We start from the raw sequence: 23197 nt of genomic DNA, 5'->3' as shown, positions 1-23197 counted from the left end.
TTGCGATTGCCGGAGCGGAGCTATTTGATTTGGAATCCCTCGGCGAGCGTGCCGCCGACGATGTGTTTGTGCGCCGCCAGCAGCAGGGCGACCGAGGGGATGGCTAGCAGAATGGAGAACACAGCCGCCACCTGATTCGGGTAGTTGAGCACGAGGGTGTACATCTGCGTTGGCATGGTCATAATGTCGGGTGCGCCAATGAGATAGGTACCCTGCGCCTCGTCGAACGACGCCAGGAACGACATCACCGCGGCCACCAAAATTCCGGGCAGGGCCAGGGGAAAGGTCACGCTGAGAAACACTCGCAGCTTCGAGGCCCCGGCATCGCGCGCCGCTTCCTCGAGACTGCGTGGTACCGCGGCGAAGGCCGCCGCAGGAATCCAGGTCATGAACACTACGGTTCCCAAAACGTGCACTATCAACACGCCCAGCACGGTGCTCATTAGGTTGAACGCGTAAAACAGCGAGGCGATGGTGACGTACAGACCCATTTTCGGGAAGGCGTTGAGGGCGAACAGCCCGATCAGAAAGGTTCGCCGACCCCAGAATTCGTAGCGCGCGAAAGCATACGCGGCCGGCAGACAGATGCAGGCCGACACCAGCACGGTCAACGCGGCGAGCGCGAGCGAATTCTGCACCGCACGGCCGAGCGTTTCGTCGCCGAGTACCACGCTCCACCAGCGCAGGGTCCAGCCGTCCGGGCCGAGGTTGGGGAAGGTCCAGGATTCGGCAAATGCTCGAATGCCCAGCCAGGCCAGCGGGCCGAGAATGAAAACGACCATGAGGACGAAAAAGAGCCCGCTGAGCGGACCGCTGAAGTTGAGCCGCGCTGCGTCCTGGCGCGCGCGCTTGGTGATCATCGTCATCAGACTTTTCCCTGATCCTTTGCTGATCGAAAGTTGGCCCAGACATACGCTGCAGCGATACCGGATGCGATCACAAAGACAATGAAGGCCATCACGACGGATTGCTGCGGCTGGTTGAAGGCCGAGAAATAGTTGGACATGCTCACGCCGAGCATGTTGGGCGCATTGGGCCCGGTGAAGTACGGCACCGTGAAGGAGCCGACCACGCCGATCGCGGTGAACGTGACCGCAATCAGGATCGGTACGAAGGCCATGGGAATGAGAATGGATACGACAATGCGCAGAAACCCGGCACCGGCGTCCCGCGCCGCTTCGATCATGGCGTTGGGAATGGCCTGCAGGCCGGAGGTGATCATGAGTACCGCGAACGGCAGCGAGGTCCACACAGATCCGATCACCACGGCGACCATGGTGAAGGCCCACACCGGTGCCTCGACACCGAACTGCGCAAAGACGCTGCGCACGAAGCCGTCACCGGAGTAGAACGTGACGATTGCCCAGGAGGCGATGACCACCGGGATGAACAGCGGGATGATCGCCAGACCGGACAGCAGCCGGGCCATCCGTCCGTCACGGAGCTTGAGGAACAGCCCGATGCCCAGAGCCAGAAAAATGACGATGACCGTGCTGAGCGCTGTCACGCCGACGGTGACCGAGAGGTCGCGCAGGATGCGGGAGTTCGAGAGCACCTCGATATAGGCCGCCGGTGTTCCCCACCAATTCTCGGCTTCGTGCACGTTCAGGCCGATCGAGGCGATCACGTGGTTCAGGCCACCGGTCAGGCCGATGCTGAACGCAAATGCCAGGACGATCGGGAATCCCACGAACAGCAGAATCAAAATGATCGGGGGAAGGGCAAGGAAGAAGCCCAACGGGCGACGCGCCACAGCCGGGGTGGCTATGGCGCGTCGCTTTGAGCCCCGGGTCGGGGCGAGAGTCACTGTCCCGGAACTTCCTGATCCCACAGGTTGCTCAAGTCACTGCCCATCTGAGAGAAGTAGCCCTTGCGCAGGTTGCCGGTATCGGCATCCTCGAACTCGTTCTGGATGTCGGCCGAAAGCAGGTCGAGGCTGATTGCCGGGAAGCCGGCGATCTCGTTCACGATCATTTCCTGAGCGTCGGGGGTCAGGACGAAGTTGGCGAGCTTGAGCGCACCCTCCTGGCGGGGGCTGGCAGCCGGAACGCCGAGGTAGGCTGCGCTTCCGGTGAAGGACGGGTCGGCGATCTGCGTGTAGTTCACGGACTCGCCAATCGCGCCGTTCTTCTTGCCGGAGATGAACATGTCGGACCAGACCGGCGCCATCGAGATTTCACCGCTCGCCAGCAGGTCCAGCGTCTGCTGGTTGCCGTTGGGGTAGAAACCATTCTGGTAGATGTACGGGTTCAGGCTGCGGAGTGTTTCGAACCCTTCGGTCCACTCGCTTTCCAGTTCCTTCTCGTAGCCGACGGTCATTTTTGCGCGGGCATCCTCAGAAACGTACTTGTCGAGGACCGTCGCGACGAAGGCCGAGCCGGATCCGCCGGACTTCGGGGAGTTGTAGGTGAATTCGCCCGGGTTCGCCTCAATCCATGCCAGCAGCTCGTCGAGGGTCTTCGGCGGTGTCGGGATGGTGGCGGTGTCGTATGCCAGCAGAACGACGGAGCCGCGGTAGGCGATCCCGCCGGCACCACCGGCCTCGACGACGTCACCCGGAATGTCATTGAAGGCAGGAATTTCGTCCGCGGTCATCGGCGTCAGCAGTCCGGCCTCGGCGGCCATGGGCACGAATCCGCCGTCAACGAGGTCGAAGCCCGGGTCCTTTTCCTGCTCCGTGGCACTCGTCAGCTTGGCCATCGTCTGGGCATCGTGCTCGCCGTGCAGATCGAGGTTGACCGCGACGGTGTAACCGGGGTTCTCCTCTTCGAAGGCGGGAATGAGGTGGTCTTCCCACAGCGCCTGGATGTTTTCACCGCCACTGATGAGTACCGTGAGGGCCTGATCGGCCGACCCATCGGTGTCCAGCGATGTTGCGGCGCTGCTCTGCACGCATCCGGCTAAGGCCAGGATCGCGACTGATGCTACGGCTGTGGCGGCAAGGAGTCGAGTTTTTTTCATTACTGTCCGTCTGCTATTTGGGCGATGGGTAAGCCCCAATGTGGAGCACACCGATCTTCCAAAATGCGGGTGACCAGCACATTGCCCGAAGGTAAACAGGAAACGTTGCCCCGTCGACGCGAAAGTGAACAGGGGTGTGTGGTGTCGCGCGAACCGGGCCCACCCTCGGGAACCGGGCCCACCCTCGGGAACCGGGCCCACCCTCGGGAACCGGGCCCATGATCTATCATGGGCCCCCTTCCCCGGCCTGGGCCCGGGAAGTTTAGGAGGTGGGGCTCGACGTGATTTGGCGGGCGTAGAGAGACGCGTAGACGGCGCCTCGGGCCAGCAGTTCGGCATGGGTGCCACGCTCGACGATGCGGCCGGCGTCGACGACGAAGATCACGTCGGCGTCGACGATCGTCGACAGGCGGTGGGCGATCGCGATGGTCGTGCGGCCGTGACTGGCCGTGTCGAGTGCGGCCTGCACGACGCTCTCCGAGATGGAGTCGAGCGCGCTCGTGGCCTCGTCAAGAATGAGTACCGGCGGGTCCTTCAGCAGCACCCGGGCAATAGCGATGCGCTGTTTCTCGCCGCCGGACAGCCGGTAGCCGCGCTCCCCCACCATGGTGTCGTACTTCGCCGGAAAGGAGTCGATCGTGTCGTGGATGTTGGCGGCGCGCGCTGCGGTGACCAGCTCGGCATCCGTTGCCTCGGGTTTCGCGTAACGCAGGTTCTCGGCGATAGTCGCGTGAAACAGGTAGGTTTCCTGGCTGACGATGCCGATGTGCGATACGAGTGACTCCTGCTGCAGGTCCCGCACGTCGACCCCGGAGAACATCACCCGGCCGGCCGAGACCTCGTAAAAGCGCGGAATAAGGTAGGAAACCGTGGTTTTGCCGGCGCCGGACGGCCCGACAAAGGCCGCGAACTGGCCCGGCTCGATTGTCAGGGACACGTCGTCGAGGGTCGGGCGGGCGTCGCCGCCGGCATCCGGGTAGGCGAACCGTACCCGGTCGAACTCGACCCGGCCCCGATCGGTGCCGGCCGTCGGCACGAGCACCGCGTCGGGCTTGTCGCTGATCGCCGGCTTCAGGTCGAGGTATTCAAAGATGCGCGCAAACAGTGCTGACGAGGTTTGCAGGTCGAGGGCGACCCGCATGAGTCCGAGCAGCGGAAAGATCAGCCGGGACTGCACGGTCGTGAAGGCCACGATCGTACCGGGGGTGATCTCGGTGGTTCCGTTGAACACGAGCGCACCGGCCACGAGGTAGACGATCGCGGGAATCGCCGACAGGAACACGCTCACGGTGGCGAAGAACCACTGGCCGCTCATCTGCTGGCTCACCTGCAGCCGCACCTGGTTGCGGTTCTCCTGCGCATACCGATCGATCTCGTTCTGCTGCCGGGTGAAGCTCTTGGAGAGCAGAATTCCCGACACGCTCAGTGTCTCCTGGGTGATCGCGGTCATGTCCGAGAGCGATTCCTGGGTCTTTCCGGCGATGCGCGCCCGCACCTGCCCGACCCGGCGCTGGGCGAACACCAGAACCGGCATCAGCACGACCGCCACGATGGTCAACTGCCAGTTGAGCAGCAGCATCGCCACGAACGCCGCGATAACCGTGACCGTGTTGCCCAGGATGCTGGAAATCGTGTTGGTCAGCACCGTCGCGACACCGCCGACATCGTTTTGCAGCCGCGACTGAATCACGCCGGTCTTGGTCTTGGTGAAGAAGCTCAGTTCCATAGCCTGCAGGTGCGTGAACAGGCGCACCCGCAGGGCGCCCATCACCTTGTTGCCGACGCTCGCGGTGAGCCAGGTTTGCCAGACGCCGAGCAGCGCGTTGACCAGAAAAACAACGAGCATGAGCGCCACGAGAACGCCAAGCACCGAGAGGTTCGGGGTGTCGCCGGGCGGAAAGAGGCCGTCGTCGAAGGCCCGCTGGGTGAGGAGCGGCGGCACGACCGAGAGGGCTGCGCTGATCAGAACGAGTACGACCGTGACGATGAGTGTGTTGCGGTGCGGCGCAAACAGATCGGTGATGCGGGCGAGCAGGTGCGGGATGCGCGGGGCGAGCGCGTTCTCGGCGCGCTGCGCCGCGGTATCCGCTCCACTGACTCGCTTGCGGGGGCGCTCCACGCCCGCCTGCTGCCGCGGGCCGTGGCCAGGGGCCCCGTGCATTCCACTCATGCACTTACTCTAAACGCAGCTGTGGACTACTTTTTTTCGGTCGGCAGCAAAGCAGCGCACACCACGCCGCGAGGCGGATGTCCCGACTCGGCCCAGGAACCTCCGTCAATTCCAGTGCAACCGGGCCACGACAGCTGCGTGATCGGTCGGCCACGCATTCTCAAGGTGGTGGCCTAGAACGCTCTCACCCAGGCCAACTTGGCGGTTTTCACCGATGCGGCGCTTTGGGGGTGCCTCGCTCTCTGCCTCACCGGCTACGGTATAGGCCGCTAAGGCGCGCGCGCCCCGGCTAAAGATGAAGTCAATCCGGTCCCGAGGTTCCTCATCGGATGGGATGATCGGCGACCAGGTGTGCCCGGGCGCGACACCAACATTCGGATGAACGACTCGAAATGCATCGGCGTACCCCGCGACCTCGAGCATGCGTGAAGTGGGCCACTCGACAGTATTGGCGCGGTGTCCCGGCTTCCAGTCCAGATGCGAGGGCACGTTGAAATCACCCATGATGAGAATGGAATCCTGTGCAGACACAACGCCCTCGCGCTCGAGCCGGCCCTGTTCAGACAAGATTTTCGCGAGCTCGCCTGTGCGTCGGCGTTCGCCCCGGCTGGCGAGGGTATAGCGCGCAGGAATGCGCGCATCATCGGCCGTATAGGGGCCGTAGTCCGAGTGCCACAGGTGCGCTGACCACACCGTGACGGCGCCGGTCGGTGTGAAAACGGTGGCACAGGTTGCGAAGGGATCGGTCTCGGTCTGATGAAGCGACAGTGGATACGGACTTATCACCGCGGTGTCATGACCCTGTTGCGCAATATTCCACCCCATCGCCGCCGCCAACCGACGGCCATGATCCCCGAATGACTCCTGCAGGGCCACGATCGAGTGGGAAGATTCCCGAAGGTACGCGACCTGCTTGGCGTGGCCGTCGTTGGAGTGGCATCCGCCAAACCAGAGATTCCAGGTCATGGCGGTCACACCCCGCTCCGGCGATTCCGGAGTGAACGTAGCGGGCGCCGCTGTCTGAGGAGCTGCGGACTGCGCCACTGGCACGGTTGTCCGCACGGTGAATTCACCGGTCCGCCCATTCCATTCCGGTACTAAACCATCCGTCACCAGCAGAAAACGATAGGTCCCGTCGGGCAGGTGGGCCAGATCTATTGAAAGTGATTCCCTATTGTTGGGCACGGATGCCGATGCCACGGGTAGACCTGCCGGCAGCTCGTTCCACAGACAGTCACTCTGGGCATAAACCTGCACCCGCGCCGTTTGTTCGGCCGGATATTGGCACTGCACGGTCAAAGTCGACGTCGCCGCGTCGAAGGAGCCCCCGACGAAAGTGTACGGCCCGACCTGCGCGGGCTTCTCCCGTTCCAAGATACGGGTCCAATCGACGAGTTCTTCTTCGAGCAGAGTGGTGTGCCGCACGTGGCAGTTGAGGACCACTTTCGGGTCAGCGTTGACGCCGACAACGAGCAGGCCGGCACTCATAGCAGCCAACGCCCCCACCGCCGAGTCTTCAAAGGCGACGGCTGTCTCGGCGGTTACCAATGGATCGAGTTCGTGCAGTTTGCGGAGGGCAGCCACGTACAGCTCGGGAGCGGGTTTGCCCGCCGACACCTCATCCCGGGCGACGGAACACGTGATCAAGTCCCGCACACCGATACGTTCCAGAATCTGGTCGAGCAGCGCACGCGGACTGTTTGACGCGACCGCGACGGGGAATCGTGACGCGAGTTCACTCACCAGGGCCACAGCTCCCGGCATCGCGGTCGCCTCCTGGGCGATGAGGGATTGAAATTCTTCGGACAGCGACACCTCCAATTTGTTTACCGAGGGGGTCGGAAGCCCGGCAGCGGCGAGGATCGTCACGAGCTGCACGGCCACGTCGTCTATTGCGCCACCACGAAAACCGGCCAGGTCGGTCAGGGTTGTGCCGCGCTCGTTCGCGCACGCAGCCACGGCACGCAACCAGAGGTCCTCGGTGTCCGCGAGTAGTCCGTCGCAGTCAAAAATAATCGCAGATGCTGCGCCCGGCAGCAAGCTCGCGCTCACGTCAATGCTGGTGTTAAGAAATTGGGCTTGCATTTATGCCTCCATCCGAAGCGCCGGGCGCCCCGTAAGTCGAACCCGAACTCTCAGGCCGATCGCTAATTTGGCTGCGCTAGCCGAGGGAACGTCGACCTTGATCTCGGAACTTCCGTGACTAATGTCACCCTCGATCTTGGCCGTGATGCGAGTCGTCGCACCGCGGTAAACGTGGGAAATGATGTGGGCAGATCCGCGCTCGGACGCCTCCAGCATGAGCAATTCGGGCCGCACATAAAGCAAATCACGATCGCCATCACGGTGGGGCGTCCAGAGCTCGGGGACGGCCGCGCCGCGGGCGACGGCGAGCTGGTTCGTCGTACCAACGAAGCGAGCAACGAAATCAGTGCTCGGTTGGTCGTAGAGAACCCCCGGCTGGTCAATCTGTTCGATTCCACCGCCCCGCATGACCGCCACCCGATCGGCCATCGCTAGCGCTTCATCCTGGTCATGGGTGACAAAGAGCATTGTGATCCCGAGCCGGAGTTGCAGGTTGCGAATCTCCTCCCGAAGTGAGGCGCGCACCCTGGCATCCAGAGCCGACAGGGGTTCATCCAAGAGCAGCACCCGAGGCTCAACGGCGAGCGCTCGTGCGAGCGCGACGCGCTGTTGTTGTCCGCCGGAAAGTTGAGCCGGAAACCGATCTGCGAAACCGGGCAGCCCGACCAGCTCAAGCAAAGAGGTCAGTTTCGCTACCCGCTTGGCCTTGCCTTCGCGTCGCACGACGAGTCCGAACGATACGTTGTCGGCCACACTGAGGTTGGGAAACAGACTGTACGACTGAAACACCATGCCAATGCCGCGACGGTGGGCCGCAACCTGCAATACATCGCGCCCGTCCACCGTGAGAGTACCGCTCGACGCGGTCTCGAACCCGGCAAGAATTCGCAGCGCTGTTGTTTTTCCGCAGCCAGAAGGGCCGAGCAGTGCAACAAATTCCCCGGGTTCGACAGTGAGGTCAAGGCCAGTGAGCACGGTAGTATCACCAAATTTCTTGCTCACCGAGGTGTACTCGATACGCGCCCCCGTTGCACTTCGGGGGTGAGCGATTGTTGCTGTAAGCGTCACGATTGGTGTCCTTTCAAGGCCAGGGCGCGCGCGGGAGCTGCCCGTCCGGCGAGTACGGTCATGGCGATCAACAGTGCCCAGGTGAGTGCGTTAATGAGGAGGGACATGGAAATGGACGCGCGAAAATTGGATCCGGCAATTTGGGTGAGCCAAACTGGCAGAGTTCGATAGCCAAGCGTCACCGCCATCGTGAATTCACCCAGGCACAGTGCGATACAGAAGAAGACACAGAAGATTACCGGCCCTTTAATGTTGGGCAGGATGACCCGCCAGAGCACTGTGGCGCCGCTCGCCCCGAGTGAATGTGCGCTCTCGACGAGGGTACGCAGATCAATGGTGCGCAGACCAGCATCGAGCGATCGAAATACGAATGGCAGGGTTAAGACGATGTAGCTGCCGATCAGAACGATAGGCAGGTCGGGGTTTTGCAGCAGCTGGCTGATCTGAGCCGGCACGGAACCGCGACCGAAACTGGCCATGCTGCGCAGCACGGTGACTAATCCGGCCGCTAGAGCGATTGACGGTACGACGAGGGGGATCGTGCAGACGATCTCAATAATGGGGCGCCACCGGGGCGCCTTGAGGTGGAGATACACCATGGTCGGAACCATAATGGCCAGTAGCCCGAAAACGGTCAGAACGGTTATGAGCAGCGTCAGCGAAAGCGCACCGAAAAATCCGGGGTCACGCACCGATTCCAGATACGGCTCAAAGGTGAATCCGATGGTGGGCACGTAGATGCTGAAGGCTAAAGCGCAGAGCATCGGCACCGCAATGTAGAGCGCCACCAAGATGATCAAGGCCCAGCTGAGCCCCGGCGCCACGATACGGATGCCGCGCGCCGCACGCGTCGGCTGCTTCATTGGAACCATCTCAGACTCCGTTTCTGCAGCGGCATGTAGACGAGTAAGACCAGCAGGGCCACGATGATCATGTTGACACCCAGTGCCATCGCCACATTCTCCTGTCCGGCCAAGTTGCCACCGGCCAGTCCACTGTCGATGCGGAGGGTAATGAGGGGTACTCCACCGCCTCCGATCAGGGCCGCGGCCGAGGCGTGGGTCGCGAACGACGCGCCAAAGAGCAGGACAAATCCGGCCAGAACCGCCGGAGTGGCGATCGGCAAGCCGACCTTCTTCCAGAAGTGCCAGCTGGTTGCCCCGACGGAGGCTGCCGCCTCCTTCCACTCCAAGCGCAGGCCGGCCAGGGTGGGCAAAACAACCATGACCATGGTCGGTATCAGAAAATACTGATACATCAGAATGAGTCCGCCGCTGCTGTAGAGGGTGAAACCCAGGTCCGTCAGTGACAGGAGCCCCGTCATGATGCCGGCGTTCCCGACCGCCGCGATGAAGGAGAACGCGAGCGGAACGCCTCCGGAATTGGCCAGCACGCTCGTGAGTACGGTGACCACGGCGGTGAGTTTCTTGGAGCGCGTAGTGAGAATGGCCTGCGCGAGGGCCAGACCGATAATGCCGCCGGTCAGTGCGGCTATCAGGCTAATCTGCAGGCTGTTCTGCATTGCCTCCCAGGACGCCCCCCGGAAACTGGCCACAAAGTTGGCCAGGCTGGGCACGTAGATTCCCGGGTCGTTGACGTCGGCGACTCGAAACGCCGACAGCACGATGCCGCAGACCGGCACGCCCAGAAAAAATGCGATGAAGACTAGGAAAGGGATCAGTCCCATGAACGAGGAGTCGCCTCGGCGCTCGGGCCGAGCGGGCGACGAATGAACGAGATCCGTTGCCCGATCGACCGAATCAGTGCCGGAGGGAGCGTCGCTCCTAGCCACCGTGAGCGTCACGAGGCGACCGCTGCGTCCCACTTCTCAGCCAGGAGCAGGTTGGCGGCGCTGCGCTGGGCTTCGGACGGAAACTCGAAGCCGTTCGAGACGGTAGGGAGCCTATCGGCCGCAGCCGTGTCGACAGCACCGGATTCGACCAGTGCGTCAAAACGCACGGGTCGGGTGTAGCCATTGAGCAGGATATTCTGGCCCTCGTCGGAGTACATGAACTCGATCCAGAGGCGTGCCGCAGCGGGGTGCGGGGCGTCTGCATTGATCGACGCGGCGTAGTAAGACGCCATAGTGCCGTCCGTCGGGATGGCAACTTTAAAATCGACACCAGCTGCGGCAGTGTCATCGGCGGCTGCCAAATTCAGGTAGTCCCAGTTGATAATGATGGGGGTTTCACCGGTTTCCAGCGTTCCAGCGTTGGCCTCGACGGGAATGAGGATGCCGCTCGCCGACAACTCCGCCATGAAGTCGATGCCCGGCTGGATGTCGTCGAGACTGCCGCCCATCGCCATCGCTGCGGCCCAAACCGCGTTGAAGCCGGATTCGCCCTGGGCAGGGTTTCCGGTGAGAGCGACTTTGCCGGCGTACTGTGAATCGTTGAGTTCGGCGAAAGATGTGGGACACACCGCCACCGCCGCCGCGTCACACCCGATGGTGACGTAACCGCCGTATTGGTTCGTCCACCGACCGTCGGTGTCCGTCAGTGCCGGGTCAATGTCAGCAACCGTGGCAGGACGATACTCAGCCAGGAGCCCCTCCGCACTGGCACTGTTGGCAAAGGAAACTCCGGTGTCGAGGTAGTCGAGGGACCGGCTCTGGCCAATGCGATTCTTGATGGCATTGATCTGGTCCTGGCTGGAACCGGCCGAGGTGTCGTTGTCGACTTCAATGCCGTAGGTCGCCGTGAATTCCTCGACCAACACCCCATAGTTTGCCCAGTCCGGATACAGTCCCATGACGTTCAGGGTTCCTTCAGCCTGCGCAGCACTGACAAGGCTGTCCAGCCCCCCACCGGCTTCGACCGATGTCGCGGCGGCCCAGCCTGCGTCCGCGGCAGCGTCAGTGGAGGTGCTAGCACAACCAGACAGGCCAATCGCGCCGACAAGCAGGATTGCGGGCAGGTAACGGCGGTGCGACGTGTTCATTGATATCCTCTTCAGCCAGAATGATCGTGTACCGGTGGGTCACCGACGGAGACTCCCGAGACAAAAGATCATCGCTCACCCAACTTCTCTAGTGAACTTTGATCTTTGACGTTCGAAGTTCACTAGAGAAGTTGGGCCGGGAAGGGTAAATTGAGTGACGAGTAGGTAAACGCTCGGTGAACCCCCAGTGCGTGAGTCCGGTGCGGTCGTCGCACGTTGCGGTGACGCAATACTTTGGACAGTGATCCAGGTTGGGCGCTCAGAGCGCGGCCGTACAGAGTGAGGTTGGGCGTGGCGCGGTATCACGACATTGCAGAAGCCGTTCGAGGCGCAATTACGCGGGGCTTCTATGAGCGCGGAAGTCAGCTTCCCAGCGAACGTGAGCTCTCGGAAGAATTCGACGTTGCTCCCGGTACCATCCGGCAGGCGCTGGGCGAACTCGAAACCGAGGGGGTCCTGGCCTCCCGTCGTGGCAGTCGGCGCACCGTCGTCGGCGAGCCGCGGCCAGCCGCCACGTTCGAAGAATTTCGAAGTTTTGCCCAATGGGCGTCGTCGCGCGGGCGCGTTCCAGCCGGCCACGTCATCTCGGGGGTGTGGCAGGACGCTTCGCCGCTCGACCGCGAGGAACTTCGGCTACCGACAGCCGCTCGCGTGTTCTGCGTTGTGCGGGTACGCCTGCTTGACGGCAGCGCCATCATGGTGGAGCGCACCCGCTACCGGGACTCGGTCGGCGCCGAGGTGGAGCAGATTTCGTCCGACTGCCCGTCGGTGACTGCCTGGCTCGCGGCGACGGCCAACATCACTTTCTCCCGCGCAGAGCACCAGTTTTCCGCCTGCCCCGCAGGGGCGGAAGACGCGCGGCTGCTCAATGTGCGCCGCGGGTCCCCGCTGCTCATGCACAAGCGCGTTAGCTTCAGCCGCGACGGCCTACCTCTGGAGTGGTCAGTCGACCGTTACGTCGCCGGCACCATCAGCCTCGTCGTCGACAACTCCCTCAACGCCAACGCCTTGCGCTGGGCATAACGACCGAGGGCCACCCCGTCGGGGTCGGCCCCGGTAACCATTCACCGGAGATCTGCAGGCCCACCTACCCCTTGGTAGACCCGGCCAGAAGGCCCCGCACAAAGAAGCGTTGCAGGGAGAAGAACACGATCAGCGGCACCAGAATAGACAGGAACGCACCGGCCGTGAGCAGATGCCAGTCCTGGCCGCGGGCGCCGGAGAGTTCGGCGAGCAGCTTGGTCATCGGGGCAACCGCGCCGTCGGCGAAGATTAGCGCCACCAGCAGGTCGTTCCAGACCCACAGAAACTGGAAGATGGCGATCGAGGCGATGGCCGGCATGGTCAGGGGCAACACGATGCGGAAGAAGATCTGCCCGTGGCCAGCGCCATCAACCCGAGCGGCTTCAATGACTTCGGCCGGTATCTCCGAGACGAAGTTGTGCAGCAGATAGATGGCCAGCGGCAGGGCAAACATGGTGTGCGCGATCCAGACCTGCGAGTAGCCGCTGCCCGGGTTGAGCGCCGCGACCACCGGGTAGCCGAAGAGCGTGCCGCCGGAGAAGAACTGCAACAACGGAACGAGCGCCATCTGAATCGGCACGATTTGCAGGGCGAAGACTCCGATGAACATCACGTTCTTGCCGCGAAAATCGATCCAGGCAAAGGCGTAGGCCGCAAGGCTGGCAATCATCAACGGGATGAGCGTGGCCGGGAGAGTGATTGCGATCGAGTTAATGAACGACCCGGCCAGATTGATCTGGCTATTGCCGGCGGCCAGAGCAGTGATGTAGTTGTCGAAGGTGACCCCGGTGTTGGTGAAGATGGTCCACCAGCCGGTGGTGCGCACTTCCTGCGCCGGCCGGAATGACGACACCAGCAGGCCCAAGGTAGGGATAGACCAGAGCACCGCGATGATAAGCGCCCCGATGGTCGCTCCGCGGCTGGTCAACCGCTTCTTGGTCTTGCGGGCGATCGTTGCTTCCGTGCTCCGGGCACTGCGGCGCTTAGTGGTGGCGTCTACCGGAATGACCGCGCTCATCGGATTTCCCTCTGCTTCTTAATCTGGCGGGCGTTATACACAACGATCGGAAGCACCAGCAGGAAGAGCACCAGAGCGAAGGCGGCGGAGCGGCCCTGCTCGAAGTTCTTGAACTGGGTATACATTTCGTTGGCCACGACGCTGGTCTCGTTATTGCCGGCCGTCGTGGTGCGCACAATGTCGAAGACCTTGAGCGAAATAATAGAAATTGTCGTCAGAACTACGACGAGGGCGCCGCGGATGCCCGGAACGGTCACGTTCACGAACTGCTGCCAAGCGTTGGTTCCGTCGAGTTCGGCGGCCTCCATCTGCTCGGTCGGTACGCCTTTAATGGCGGCCGAGAGCACGACCATCGCGAATCCGGTCTGCACCCAGATCAGAATCACGATCAAGAACAGGGTATTGAACGGAGAGAAGGAGAGAAAGTCGACCGGCTGGCCGCCAAACAACACCACGATCTGATTGAGCAGGCCGATCTGCTCCTGATCGGCCGGGCGGGCCGTGTAGACGAAACGCCAGATAATGGATGCCCCCACCAGCGAAATAGCCATCGGCATAAAGACCAGAATTTTGAAGTATTTTTCACCGCGGCTCTTGTCGATGAATACCGCGTAGGCGAGGCCGGCAATGGTCGAGACGGTCGGGACGATGAGCACCCAGACGATCGTGTTGAGCACGATGCGCACGTTTTCGGGCTGGGTGAAGATCCAGACGAAGTTCTCCAGGCCGACGAACCGGTCACCGCGAGCGCTCATGAAGGCCTGCACGGTGGTTTGAATCGTCGGAATGACCAGGCCGATGGCCAGCAGGAGCATGGCGGGAGCGAGAAAACCAACCAGCTGAAATAGGTACCCAGCGCCCTTGCGCGATCGATAGTCGATATAGAAGAAGCCGAGGCCCAACACACCGGCACCGATGATGGCCCAGGTGTAGGAGTTGGCCACCAGCAGAATAATCAGGGGTGCCAGAACGCAGACGGCGAGACGAATGGCCGTGTAGATGCGGCCAGAGCGGGGGGCAACCTCTACAAAGAACAAGATGGCACCGACAACGACACCGAAAGCCAGAATGACGATCGGAACTTGTGCCAGCGCTGGTAATTGCGCCAGCCAGGAGAAGAATGCGGACATCTGAAACCTTTCGAGTACGGCAGTGAACCCTGGTATTCGCTCGACAACCGGTGAAAACGTATACGCAACGTACGCCTGTCACGCACGGTGTGCCGCCCGTTTCTGAAGGCGGGCGGCACACCGTTTCATGCCTGAGTGTTGACTGTTTCAGGCTAGCTCGACGGCCAACCCGCTTCGATGCTGGTGAGCACCTCGCTGGTCGGCGTGCCGTTGATCCAGCTCACCATTCCCTTCCAGAACGTTCCGGCTCCCACGGCACCCGGCATCAGGTCGGAGCCATCGAAACGGAAAGTGGTGTCCGGGTCCTGCAGGATCTTGATCGCTTCCTGCAGGATGGGGCTCGTCGCCTTGCTGGCATCGAGTCCCTTGTTGGCGCTGATCACACCGCCCAGGCCCACCCGGCTGTTGGCCCAGTCGGCGCTGGAAAGGTACTCCAGAACTGCCTGCGTGTCGGCATCGTCGGAGAATGCACCGACGATTTCGCCACCACCGGTAACAGCCTGGCCGCCCGCCTCAACGGACGGGGTGATGAAAGCCCAGACGTCAGCATCGGGACCGACCTCGCCACCGGCATCCGTGATGAAACCATCAAAGAACGATGCCTGGTGGGTCATCGCACAGGTTCCGTCAGAGACCGGGATGGCAACGTCACCGAAGGGGGTGCTGTTGATCGATGCAACGTCGCCGTAGGTGGCATTGACAAAGGCCGGGTTGAGCAAAATTTCGCCCACCGAGTCGAAGGCCGACGCGATGGCCGGGTCGGTGAAGGGAATCTCGTTGGCGACCCACTTGTCGTAGGTCTCGGCTCCGGCCTCGCGCAGCACCAGGTCTTCGACCCAGTCGGTTCCCGGCCAGCCGGTGGCGTCGCCAGAGCCGAAGCCCGCGCACCATGGGGCCGCGCCGGTCTTTTCCTGGATGGTCTGGGTAACGGCGAGCAGCTCGTCCCACGTCGTGGGCACTTCAACGCCCCACTCCGCAAACTTCGCCGGCGAGTACCAGACAAAACCCTTGACGCTCGCCATGAGGGGGGCGCCGTAGAAGACGTCGTCGACCGTGCCGTAGGCCTTCCAGTCGGCCGACCAGTTCTCGTCGGCGTTCGCCTCGACGGCCGCCGGGGCGGGCTTCAGGAAGTCGCGGGAGGCCAGGTCCTTCATGAGGCCGGGCTGCGGGAAAATCGCGATATCGGGGGCATTGCCACCCTGGGCGCGAATGGAGATCTGCGACTCGAACTCCTTCGACGATTCGTACTGAATGTCGATGTTGTTGTCTGCTGCCCAGCCGGCCCAGGACTCTTCGAGCAGCTTGGCCTCGGTGTCGGCGATCGTGCCATAGATGGTGACAACGCCGTCGCCCTCGGCGCCAGCCTCATTGGTGGTAGCTCCCGGGCCGCCGGAGCAAGCGCTTAGGGCCAGACCCGCGATCGCCGCCAGGGCGAGCGGTGCTGTAATTCGACGGTGCAGGGAAGACCGCATCTTGTTTCTCCTCATTGAGTGGTGCTTGGTCGAGTGGTGGTGCTGAGATTCCGCCAGGGCGGGTGGCTCCGGACTAGTGGCACCGGCCCAGAATAAGCTATTTCTGCCACAACTCGGGAACCGGTTCCACACCATAAATTACGTCACCCGATCAGCGATAGCAACCCTGCGAAGATAACAAAATGGCAAAGATCCAAAACCTGCCGCTGGGAACCCTCCATGTGTGGCGGAACATCAGCAGAGAATCAGGGGTTATCATGGAACCGGTTCCATGATGCGCCAACCCGCGCTATCGTGTCTGAGAACCAGTCGCCAAAGACGGAGACCAGATGAGTTCAATTGCCGATGTCGCGCGCCTCGCCGATGTGGCCAAGGCCACTGCCAGCCGGGCACTGAGCGGCCGGGGCTACGTCTCGGCCGAGACCCGCCAGAAGGTTGTCGACGCGGCCAGGCAGCTCGGTTACGTTGCGTCACAAAACGCCGCCAGCCTGGTGACCGGCCGAACCAAGAGCGTCGGGGTGATCATTCCTTTTATTAACCGTTGGTTCTTCGCCGAGGTGCTGGAAGGCGTGGAAGAGGCACTGCTCGAGCAGGGCTATGACATGACCCTGTACAACCTGCCCCTGGCCTCTCCCGAACGCGAGCGCGTCTTTGAGTTCTTTCTGGCCCGCAAGCGTTTCGACGGCATTGTCTCGGTGGGCGTTGCCCTGAGCGACGCCGAGGTCAATCATCTACATCGTCTGGGGCGCCCGCTGGTCGGGATCGGCGGCGCTATTCGCGGCGTGCCCACCATTTCCATCGACGACGTTGCCGCCGCCAGGCTGGCCACAGAGCACCTGCTCAGCCTCGGGCATCGCGACATCGTGCACGTCGGCGGCAGCCGGGTCAATGAGATGGATTTTCACGTGCACAGAAACCGCTACGGCGGCTTCGAGGCGGCCATGACGGAGGCGGGTTTACCGGTGCAAGGGTGCCTTCATACCTCTGAATTCACCGTTCCCGGCGGCCATGAGCGCGGTCTGGCCCTCCTGGGCGACCCACGGCAGCGACCGACCGCGATCTTCGCGGCGAGCGACGAGATCGCGATTGGACTCATTGTCGCGGCTCGGGAATTGGGTATCCAGGTGCCAGCAGAGCTCAGCGTGATCGGAATCGACGGGCATCCATATTCCACAATGTTTCGTCTCACAACACTGGAGCAGCATCCGCGTCGGCAGGGCCAGCTCGCGGTTGCTTCGCTGCTGGCCGAGTTTGAGAACCCAACGCTTGGTGGGCACGATGACGCGTCCACCGTGCTCCAGACGAACCTCGTTATTCGTTCGAGCACGAGCGCGCCACGTCAACCGACCGTCTCGGGTTCCTGACAACACACCTGCGCGAGCGCGGCATCCGCTGTGGGTAACGCTCATCAGGCCCGCTGGGGTACGACAAAGGGGCGCCGTCTCCTTTCGGAAACGACGCCCCTTGCACGCTGATCAGTCCGAAAACTGGTCGGCTACGCCTCAATCAGAGCCCCTATGGGGCGTTGATTACTTGAGGGTAACGGTTGCGCCGGCCTCTTCGAGGGAAGCCTTGGCCTTCTCGGCAGCATCCTTGGCAACGCCCTCGAGGACGGCCTTCGGCGCGCCATCGACAACAGCCTTGGCCTCGCCGAGGCCCAGGCTGGTGAGCTCGCGCACAACCTTGATGACCTGGATCTTCTTGTCGCCAACGGCGTCAAGGATGACGTCGAACGCGGTCTGCTCTTCGACCTCTTCAGCAGCAGCGGCGGGGCCAGCGGCTCCGGCAGCGGCGACGGGAGCGGCTGCGGTGACCTCGAAGGTCTCCTCGAACGCCTTGACGAACTCGGAGAGCTCGATGAGGGTCAGGCCCTTGAACTGCTCAAGCAGGTCTTCAGTGGAAAGCTTTGCCATGATGTACTCCTATTAGTTTCTTAAAAATTCGTGAACCGTGAACCAGGCAGGTGCCTAGTTCGCGGACTCCTGCTTCTCACGCAGCGCGTCGATGGTGCGAACAGCCTTCGACAGCGGCGCCTGGAAGAGATAAGCGGCTCCGAACAGCGATGCCTTGAAGGCGCCGGCCAGCTTGGCCAGCAGCACCTCGCGGGACTCGAGGTCGGCAAGCTTGCCAACCTCCGCTGCGGTGAGCGGGTTACCGTCAAAGTAACCGCCCTTTACCACCAGGAGAGGGTTTGCCTTGGTAAAGGCACGCAGGGTCTTCGCGACGGCGACGGGGTCTCCGTGCACGAAGGCGATAGCGGACGGACCGACAAGTTCCTCGTCGAACGAGGTGATGCCGGCATTGTTGGCCGCAATCTTGGTGAGCGTGTTCTTTACCACGGCGTACGTGGCGTCCTCACTGATGGACTTACGCAGGCTCTTGAGCTGCGCAACAGTGAGACCGCGGTACTCGGTGAGCAGAACGGCGGTCGAGCTCTGGAATTTCTCCGTAAGCTCGGCGACCGTTGCTTCCTTGTTCGCCATGGTGCTCCTCATTAATAATCATGTGCCGGGTAGCCCGGGGCGCAGACATGAAAAAAGCTCCAGCGCAGGGCGCCGGAGCTTGGGGAACAATCCAAAAGATTGTAACTGAACTTCGAACACCTGCGCGGGCCGTTCACGTGAATGAACCTTCGTCTGCACTTCTGTCTTTCGACATAGCGCAGCAACCGGCGGTCTGTGGCTAAAGTTCACCCTACGGCAGGTTGCGGGCGCGCGCAAATCAGCATCCACTTACCGGCCAGTGTCGCGTCTGCCGACGCGAAATGGTTGACATGCATCCACTACCTGCCTATTGTTGATATCTGTCAACCACTTAAGGAGTCGCATGGCCCGCGCCAGTCGAACCGCTCGGGAGCCGGCCCCCGACGGTTCGATGACCCACCGCCAGGTGCTCGAAGCCCTGTCGGGCCTGCTGCTGGGCATGTTCGTGTCGATTCTGGCGAACACCGTCGTGAGCACGTCGCTGCCGCTCATTCTCAGTGACCTCAAGGGCTCGCAGTCGGCCTATACCTGGGTCGTCACGGCGACGCTGCTCGCTACGACGGTGAGCACGCCCATCTGGGGCAAGGTTGCCGACCTGTTCAACCGCAAGCTGCTCATTCAGCTGGCCCTCGCCGTCTTCGTGATCGGTAGCGCCCTCGCCGGTTTCTCGCCGGACGCGGGCACCCTCATCGCGTTCCGGGTGCTGCAGGGCCTCGGCGCCGGCGGTCTGGTCGCCCTCAGCCAGATCATCATGGCCGACATCATCAGCCCCCGCGAGCGCGGCCGCTATGCCGGCCTGTTCGGCGCGGTCATGGCCCTCGGCACCATCGGCGGCCCGCTGCTCGGCGGCGTCGTAACGGATGCCTTCGGCTGGCGCTGGAACTTCTTCATCGCCCTGCCGGTGGCAATCGTCGCCATCGTGCTGCTGCAGCGCACCCTGCACCTGCCGGCACGGCCGAAGCGGGTCGTACGCATGGATTATCTGGGCGCCGCGCTCATCACGAGCGGCATCTCCCTGCTGCTGATCTGGGTGACCCTGGCCGGTTCGCAGTTTGAGTGGCTGTCGATGACCTCGTGGGTCATGGCAATCGGTGCCGTCCTGCTGCTCGTAGCGGCCGTCATCGTCGAGATGCGCGCCACGGAGCCGATTATTCCGCTCAGCCTGTTTCGCAATCGCACCTTTACCTTCGCGACGGTCGCGAGCCTCGCGGTCGGCGTCTCCCTGTTCGGAACCTCCGTCTTTCTCAGCCAGTACATGCAGCTCGCCCGCGGCGCGACGCCAACCGAGTCCGGCCTGCTCACCATTCCCATGATGGGCGGCCTACTCATCTCGTCGACGCTGTTCGGAACCGTGATCAGTCGGCGCGGCACCTGGAAATCGATCATGGTCTCCGGCTCCGTGCTCATGCTCGTCGGCACCACCCTGCTCGGCACGCTCGATGTGTACACCAGCCTCGTCTTCGTCGGCGTCTATATGTTTACCCTCGGAGCCGGCCTGGGCATGGTCATGCAGAACCTTGTTCTGGTCGTGCAGAACACCATTGAGGTGCGACACCTCGGCGTCGCCACCAGCTCGGTCACCTTCTTCCGCAGCCTCGGCGGCGCGGTCGGTGTCTCGGTGATGGGGTCGATTCTGGGCAGTGTCGTCGCCACGCAGATCAGCAGCCGCGTCGGCAATCTCAGCCCCGCCAATCAAGCGGATGCGGGTCGACTGCTGGGCGACGGTGTCATCCCGCAGGTCAATCTGCTGCCCGACGTGCTGCGCATCATCGTGGAAACGGCCTACGGCTCCGGCGTCGGCCTGATCTTCCTGGTCAGCGCACCGCTGGTTCTCGTGACCCTCCTCATGGTGTCGCTGCTGCCCAATCATCCGCTCGGCACGGAGACCGGCATCGATCGGGTGCGCTCGGCCACCGTAGAGTCGACTCCGGCGCCGGAATCGACCCGGCTGCGCGAGACGGAAACCGTGGAGGACATCGTGATCGACGTGAGCGCGGCGTCCGCTGGCCTGCTGCCGGTGGGGCGCGCCCACGATACCCAGTCGATTCGTATCGTGCAGCCCGCGAGCGACAAGACCAGGACAACACGCGATGAGTGACACGGTCGCACCGACATTTGTGGATGGTGAGAGCCCCGAACTCGCCCGGGTTGAGGCACAAATGGCCCTGCTCGCCTCGGGAATCCGGGCCAGCACCCGGTCGACCGCGGCCAGCATCGACCCGGCCCTGGAGCCGTTCGGGCTGGCTGTGCTGCGCGTGCTCGCTCGACGGGGTGAAACCCACGCCGGAGTCGTCGCCGAGGTGCTCGCGGTGGATCGGAGCATGATCAGCCGCCAGGCCAGGCTGCTCTGTGGGCTGGACCTCGTCGGAACCCGGGTCGATCCGCTCGACGGTCGCGCGCGGTTTCTGGCGCTCACCCCGCTCGCCGAGGCGAAGCTGGCCAAGGTGCGCCGCGAGCGCACCGCTCTCGTTCACCGACGCCTCAGCACCTGGACGACCGCCGAGCTCGACCAGTTCGCCGTTCTGCTGGAGCGGCTGAACGAAGCCGACTAGGCCGCGACGAGCGGAAGCGCCACCCGAAACTGGGTGCGACCGGGAGCGCTCTCGACACTGACTTCGCCGTGGTGCGCAGCGACGACCGCTGCCACGATGGCGAGGCCCAGGCCGGTGCTGCCGGTTCCGCGAAAGCGTGAGCTGTCGCCGCGGGCGAACCGTTCGAACAGGGTGTTTTTGAGGGCATCGGGAATGCCCGGACCGTTGTCGGTGACCGTGATGACGGCCTGGTCGCCGATGGCGGTGAGCGCGATGACCACGCTGCTGCCGGCATCCGTGTGGATCCGGGCGTTAGCGAGCAGGTTGGCGATGACCTGACGCAGGCGCGGTTCGTCGCCGGTCGCCTCGATCGGTTCTTCGGGCAGCTCGACGTTCCAGCCGTGATCGGGGCCGGCGGCGTGCGCGTCGCTGACGGCGTCGACGAGCAGCATGGTGAGGTCCACCGGCTCCAGTTCGAGTTCACGGCCCTCGTCGAGGCGGGCCAACAACAGCAGGTCCTCGACCAGCCCGGTCATGCGCACCGACTCCGACTCGATGCGACCGAGCGCGTGCATGGCGTCGGGCGGCAGCTCCTGGCCGCTGCGGCGGGTGAGTTCGGAATACCCGCGAATGGATGCCAGCGGGGTGCGCAGTTCGTGGCTCGCGTCGGCGACGAACTGGCGCACCTTGCGTTCGCTCGCCTGCCGAGCCTCCAGGGCGAGGTCGACGTGGTCGAGCATGCGGTTGAGGGCGGCGCCGACCCGGCCGACCTCGGTGCGCGGATCGGTGTCGCCGGCCGGAACCCGATCATCGAGCGAGACCTCGCCGCGGTCCAGCGGCAGCTGCGCGACCCGGGTGGCGGTCGCGGTGACCCTCTGCAGTGGGCGCAGGGCCAGCCGCACCACCCAGGCGGCGATGATGGCGACGATCACGAGTCCGACGAGCGAAACAAGGCCAACGATCAGGGCCAGTTGGGCGGCCGTGGCAGCAACTCCGGAAAGCGGAAGGCCGACCAGATAGAGCGTGCCGGTGCGGGACGTTTCGGCCTGCACCCGGTACTCGCCGAGTTCGCCGCCGAGGTGCACCGTGACCGGCGTCGATTGGTTGACGTGGTCGGCGAGGATCTGCACCTGCTCCGACGTGAGCGCCTCGATTCGTCCGCTCTCGTCGTCGGTGTAGCCGGTCGTGATGCTGGTTCCGTCGTAGACGAGGGCGAGCAGTCCGGGCGGCTGGGCCGGGCCGCTGAGAATGCTGTCGGCCGTCGGAGTGCCGAAGTAGGGGTTGCCGGGCAGGTCGCCGAGACGGTCGCCGTCGTTGTCGCCGACGCCGCCGAGCGCGGCCCCGGAACGGTCAGCGGCCGAGGCGAGCTGTAGGTCTAGCCGGTCGACCAGGGAAGCGCGCAGAATGACGACGCTCACTATGCCGATCGTGATGCTCACGACCGCGAGCAGCCCGACGACGGTGAGCACGAGGCGGCGCTGCAGGGTCCAGGGCGAGCGGGTGCGGCCGCGGCGACGGGGCATCCGCTCAGTCATGAAGCAGTTTTGAGCATGTAACCGGCGCCACGCACCGTGTGGATCATCGGCTCGTGGCCGACATCGACCTTCTTGCGCAGGTACGAGATGTAGATTTCGACGACGCTGGATTTGCCGCCGAAGTCGTAGCTCCAGACCCGGTCGAGAATCTGGGCTTTGCTGAGCACCCGGCGCGGATTGCGCATGAGAAAGCGCAGCAGTTCGAACTCGGTCGCGGTCAGTTCGATGGCGTCGCCGTCGCGAAACACCTCGTAGCTGTCCTCATTGAGGGTGAGGTCGCCGACGGTAATGCGCGGGTCGGTCGAGTCCGCCACGGCGAGGGTGGAGCGGCGGATGAGACCGCGCAGCCGGGCGACGACCTCCTCGAGGCTGAACGGTTTGGTGACGTAGTCGTCGCCGCCGGCGGTGAGGCCAATGATGCGGTCGTCGAGGGAATCCTTGGCGGTCAGAAACAGCACCGGTGTCTCGTAGCCGTCGGCGCGCACCCGCTGCAGCACCTGCAGGCCGTCGATGTCGGGCAGCATGATGTCGAGAACGATAGCGTCGGGGCGGAATTCGCGGGCGATGCTGAGTGCTTGGCGGCCTTCGCCGGCGGTGCGCACCTCCCAGCCCTCATAGCGCAGGGCCATCGAGAGCAGATCAGTGAGCGTCGGTTCGTCGTCGACGACGAGTACGCGAATGGCACTGCCGTCGGCCTTGGTCAGTCGGGGGCCGTGGCCGGTGTGCGTGCTCTCACGTGTGCTCATAGTAGTAAGTATCGCTACTTTTCTATGAGTCGACT

General features: G+C 63.2%; 20 protein-coding genes. 4 read left to right on the top strand and 16 right to left on the bottom strand.

The window, feature by feature from the left end:
- Positions 1 to 20: 20 nt before the first annotated feature.
- The 9 genes from E3T41_RS08830 to E3T41_RS08790 all read right to left on the bottom strand — a co-directional run bounded on the left by E3T41_RS08830 (position 21) and on the right by E3T41_RS08790 (position 11224).
- A complete protein-coding gene (locus E3T41_RS08830) occupies positions 21 to 866 on the bottom strand; it encodes an ABC transporter permease (RefSeq protein ID WP_241978819.1) in 846 nt (281 codons plus the stop codon).
- Positions 866 to 1807, bottom strand: a complete 942-nt coding sequence (locus tag E3T41_RS08825) for an ABC transporter permease (RefSeq protein WP_092341797.1) — start codon at positions 1805 to 1807, stop codon at positions 866 to 868. The genes E3T41_RS08830 and E3T41_RS08825 overlap by 1 nt, the downstream gene beginning before the upstream one ends.
- On the bottom strand, positions 1804 to 2961 hold the full coding sequence (locus E3T41_RS08820) for an extracellular solute-binding protein (protein ID WP_092448351.1): 1158 nt from the start codon (positions 2959 to 2961) through the stop codon (positions 1804 to 1806). The genes E3T41_RS08825 and E3T41_RS08820 overlap by 4 nt, the downstream gene beginning before the upstream one ends.
- A gap of 262 nt (positions 2962 to 3223) precedes the next feature.
- On the bottom strand, positions 3224 to 5131 hold the full coding sequence (locus tag E3T41_RS08815; RefSeq protein WP_370257371.1) for an ABC transporter ATP-binding protein: 1908 nt from the start codon (positions 5129 to 5131) through the stop codon (positions 3224 to 3226).
- 105 nt (positions 5132 to 5236) lie between these two features.
- Positions 5237 to 7216 (bottom strand): HAD family hydrolase, encoded by a 1980-nt coding sequence (locus E3T41_RS08810; RefSeq protein ID WP_134478163.1) that lies wholly within the window; start codon positions 7214 to 7216, stop codon positions 5237 to 5239.
- Entirely contained in the window at positions 7217 to 8284 is a 1068-nt protein-coding gene (locus E3T41_RS08805) for an ABC transporter ATP-binding protein (RefSeq protein ID WP_092448353.1), read from the bottom strand.
- Complete coding sequence (locus E3T41_RS08800) at positions 8281 to 9156, bottom strand: ABC transporter permease (protein WP_134478161.1); 876 nt, start codon at positions 9154 to 9156, stop codon at positions 8281 to 8283. The genes E3T41_RS08805 and E3T41_RS08800 overlap by 4 nt, the downstream gene beginning before the upstream one ends.
- Positions 9144 to 9971, bottom strand: a complete 828-nt coding sequence (locus E3T41_RS08795) for an ABC transporter permease subunit (protein WP_134478159.1) — start codon at positions 9969 to 9971, stop codon at positions 9144 to 9146. Before E3T41_RS08795 ends, E3T41_RS08800 begins: the two co-directional genes overlap by 13 nt.
- A 113-nt stretch (positions 9972 to 10084) precedes the next feature.
- A complete protein-coding gene (locus tag E3T41_RS08790) occupies positions 10085 to 11224 on the bottom strand; it encodes an ABC transporter substrate-binding protein (protein ID WP_134478157.1) in 1140 nt (379 codons plus the stop codon).
- A gap of 291 nt (positions 11225 to 11515) precedes the next feature.
- Here E3T41_RS08790 and E3T41_RS08785 point away from each other — a divergent pair, with 291 nt between their 5' ends.
- Positions 11516 to 12247, top strand: coding sequence for a GntR family transcriptional regulator (locus tag E3T41_RS08785; protein ID WP_166787504.1), 732 nt, complete (start codon positions 11516 to 11518; stop codon positions 12245 to 12247).
- 64 nt (positions 12248 to 12311) lie between these two features.
- Here the strand turns inward: E3T41_RS08785 and E3T41_RS08780 are convergent, their stop codons facing one another.
- The 3 genes from E3T41_RS08780 to E3T41_RS08770 form a co-directional block, all read right to left on the bottom strand.
- Positions 12312 to 13265, bottom strand: a complete 954-nt coding sequence (locus E3T41_RS08780) for a carbohydrate ABC transporter permease (protein ID WP_092448358.1) — start codon at positions 13263 to 13265, stop codon at positions 12312 to 12314.
- Positions 13262 to 14395, bottom strand: coding sequence for a carbohydrate ABC transporter permease (locus tag E3T41_RS08775; protein WP_092448359.1), 1134 nt, complete (start codon positions 14393 to 14395; stop codon positions 13262 to 13264). Before E3T41_RS08775 ends, E3T41_RS08780 begins: the two co-directional genes overlap by 4 nt.
- Positions 14396 to 14547: 152 nt before the next feature.
- Positions 14548 to 15867 carry an ABC transporter substrate-binding protein gene (locus E3T41_RS08770; RefSeq protein WP_092448360.1) on the bottom strand — a complete coding sequence of 440 codons (1320 nt, stop codon included), beginning with the start codon at positions 15865 to 15867 and terminating at the stop codon, positions 14548 to 14550.
- 329 nt (positions 15868 to 16196) lie between these two features.
- Between E3T41_RS08770 and E3T41_RS08765 the strand changes: the two genes are divergently transcribed.
- Entirely contained in the window at positions 16197 to 17231 is a 1035-nt protein-coding gene (locus E3T41_RS08765) for a LacI family DNA-binding transcriptional regulator (RefSeq protein ID WP_092448361.1), read from the top strand.
- Between the two features lie 165 nt (positions 17232 to 17396).
- Here the strand turns inward: E3T41_RS08765 and rplL are convergent, their stop codons facing one another.
- On the bottom strand, positions 17397 to 17780 hold the full coding sequence (rplL, locus tag E3T41_RS08760) for a 50S ribosomal protein L7/L12 (protein WP_092340409.1): 384 nt from the start codon (positions 17778 to 17780) through the stop codon (positions 17397 to 17399).
- 54 nt (positions 17781 to 17834) lie between these two features.
- The gene (gene rplJ, locus E3T41_RS08755) at positions 17835 to 18350 is read right to left on the bottom strand and encodes a 50S ribosomal protein L10 (RefSeq protein WP_092448362.1); all 516 of its coding nucleotides are present in this window, start codon (positions 18348 to 18350) and stop codon (positions 17835 to 17837) included.
- A 343-nt stretch (positions 18351 to 18693) separates the two neighbouring features.
- On the opposite strand from rplJ, the gene E3T41_RS08750 reads away from it, so the two are divergent.
- Together E3T41_RS08750 and E3T41_RS08745 are read left to right on the top strand one after the other, a co-directional pair.
- The gene (locus tag E3T41_RS08750) at positions 18694 to 20448 is read left to right on the top strand and encodes an MDR family MFS transporter (RefSeq protein ID WP_134478155.1); all 1755 of its coding nucleotides are present in this window, start codon (positions 18694 to 18696) and stop codon (positions 20446 to 20448) included.
- Entirely contained in the window at positions 20441 to 20902 is a 462-nt protein-coding gene (locus E3T41_RS08745) for a MarR family winged helix-turn-helix transcriptional regulator (protein ID WP_104132162.1), read from the top strand. Before E3T41_RS08750 ends, E3T41_RS08745 begins: the two co-directional genes overlap by 8 nt.
- Here E3T41_RS08745 and E3T41_RS08740 read toward each other — a convergent pair.
- Positions 20899 to 22416 (bottom strand): HAMP domain-containing sensor histidine kinase, encoded by a 1518-nt coding sequence (locus E3T41_RS08740; protein WP_104132161.1) that lies wholly within the window; start codon positions 22414 to 22416, stop codon positions 20899 to 20901. The genes E3T41_RS08745 and E3T41_RS08740 overlap by 4 nt on opposite strands.
- Positions 22413 to 23162, bottom strand: a complete 750-nt coding sequence (locus E3T41_RS08735) for a response regulator transcription factor (RefSeq protein WP_092448364.1) — start codon at positions 23160 to 23162, stop codon at positions 22413 to 22415. Before E3T41_RS08735 ends, E3T41_RS08740 begins: the two co-directional genes overlap by 4 nt.
- Between the last annotated feature and the right edge of the window lie 35 nt (positions 23163 to 23197).

Source organism: Cryobacterium sp. Hh38, assembly GCF_004403235.1.
In the GTDB taxonomy this organism is placed as follows: Bacteria; Actinomycetota; Actinomycetes; order Actinomycetales; family Microbacteriaceae; genus Cryobacterium; species Cryobacterium levicorallinum.
This window is presented reverse-complemented; position numbering and strand designations above follow the sequence as displayed.

Excerpts from the sequence above, each read along its gene's own strand:
- E3T41_RS08815 (WP_370257371.1), bottom strand. The coding sequence starts at position 5,131 with ATGAGTGGAATGCACGGGGCCCCTGGCCACGGCCCGCGGCAGCAGGCG.
- E3T41_RS08795 (WP_134478159.1), bottom strand. The coding sequence starts at position 9,971 with ATGGGACTGATCCCTTTCCTAGTCTTCATCGCATTTTTTCTGGGCGTG.
- E3T41_RS08740 (WP_104132161.1), bottom strand. The coding sequence starts at position 22,416 with ATGACTGAGCGGATGCCCCGTCGCCGCGGCCGCACCCGCTCGCCCTGG.
- E3T41_RS08790 (WP_134478157.1), bottom strand. The coding sequence starts at position 11,224 with ATGAACACGTCGCACCGCCGTTACCTGCCCGCAATCCTGCTTGTCGGC.
- E3T41_RS08745 (WP_104132162.1), top strand. The coding sequence starts at position 20,441 with ATGAGTGACACGGTCGCACCGACATTTGTGGATGGTGAGAGCCCCGAA.
- E3T41_RS08780 (WP_092448358.1), bottom strand. The coding sequence starts at position 13,265 with ATGAGCGCGGTCATTCCGGTAGACGCCACCACTAAGCGCCGCAGTGCC.
- E3T41_RS08770 (WP_092448360.1), bottom strand. The coding sequence starts at position 15,867 with ATGCGGTCTTCCCTGCACCGTCGAATTACAGCACCGCTCGCCCTGGCG.
- rplL (WP_092340409.1), bottom strand. The coding sequence starts at position 17,780 with ATGGCAAAGCTTTCCACTGAAGACCTGCTTGAGCAGTTCAAGGGCCTG.
- E3T41_RS08775 (WP_092448359.1), bottom strand. The coding sequence starts at position 14,395 with ATGTCCGCATTCTTCTCCTGGCTGGCGCAATTACCAGCGCTGGCACAA.
- E3T41_RS08820 (WP_092448351.1), bottom strand. The coding sequence starts at position 2,961 with ATGAAAAAAACTCGACTCCTTGCCGCCACAGCCGTAGCATCAGTCGCG.
- E3T41_RS08800 (WP_134478161.1), bottom strand. The coding sequence starts at position 9,156 with ATGGTTCCAATGAAGCAGCCGACGCGTGCGGCGCGCGGCATCCGTATC.
- E3T41_RS08765 (WP_092448361.1), top strand. The coding sequence starts at position 16,197 with ATGAGTTCAATTGCCGATGTCGCGCGCCTCGCCGATGTGGCCAAGGCC.
- rplJ (WP_092448362.1), bottom strand. The coding sequence starts at position 18,350 with ATGGCGAACAAGGAAGCAACGGTCGCCGAGCTTACGGAGAAATTCCAG.
- E3T41_RS08750 (WP_134478155.1), top strand. The coding sequence starts at position 18,694 with ATGGCCCGCGCCAGTCGAACCGCTCGGGAGCCGGCCCCCGACGGTTCG.
- E3T41_RS08830 (WP_241978819.1), bottom strand. The coding sequence starts at position 866 with ATGACGATGATCACCAAGCGCGCGCGCCAGGACGCAGCGCGGCTCAAC.
- E3T41_RS08810 (WP_134478163.1), bottom strand. The coding sequence starts at position 7,216 with ATGCAAGCCCAATTTCTTAACACCAGCATTGACGTGAGCGCGAGCTTG.
- E3T41_RS08735 (WP_092448364.1), bottom strand. The coding sequence starts at position 23,162 with ATGAGCACACGTGAGAGCACGCACACCGGCCACGGCCCCCGACTGACC.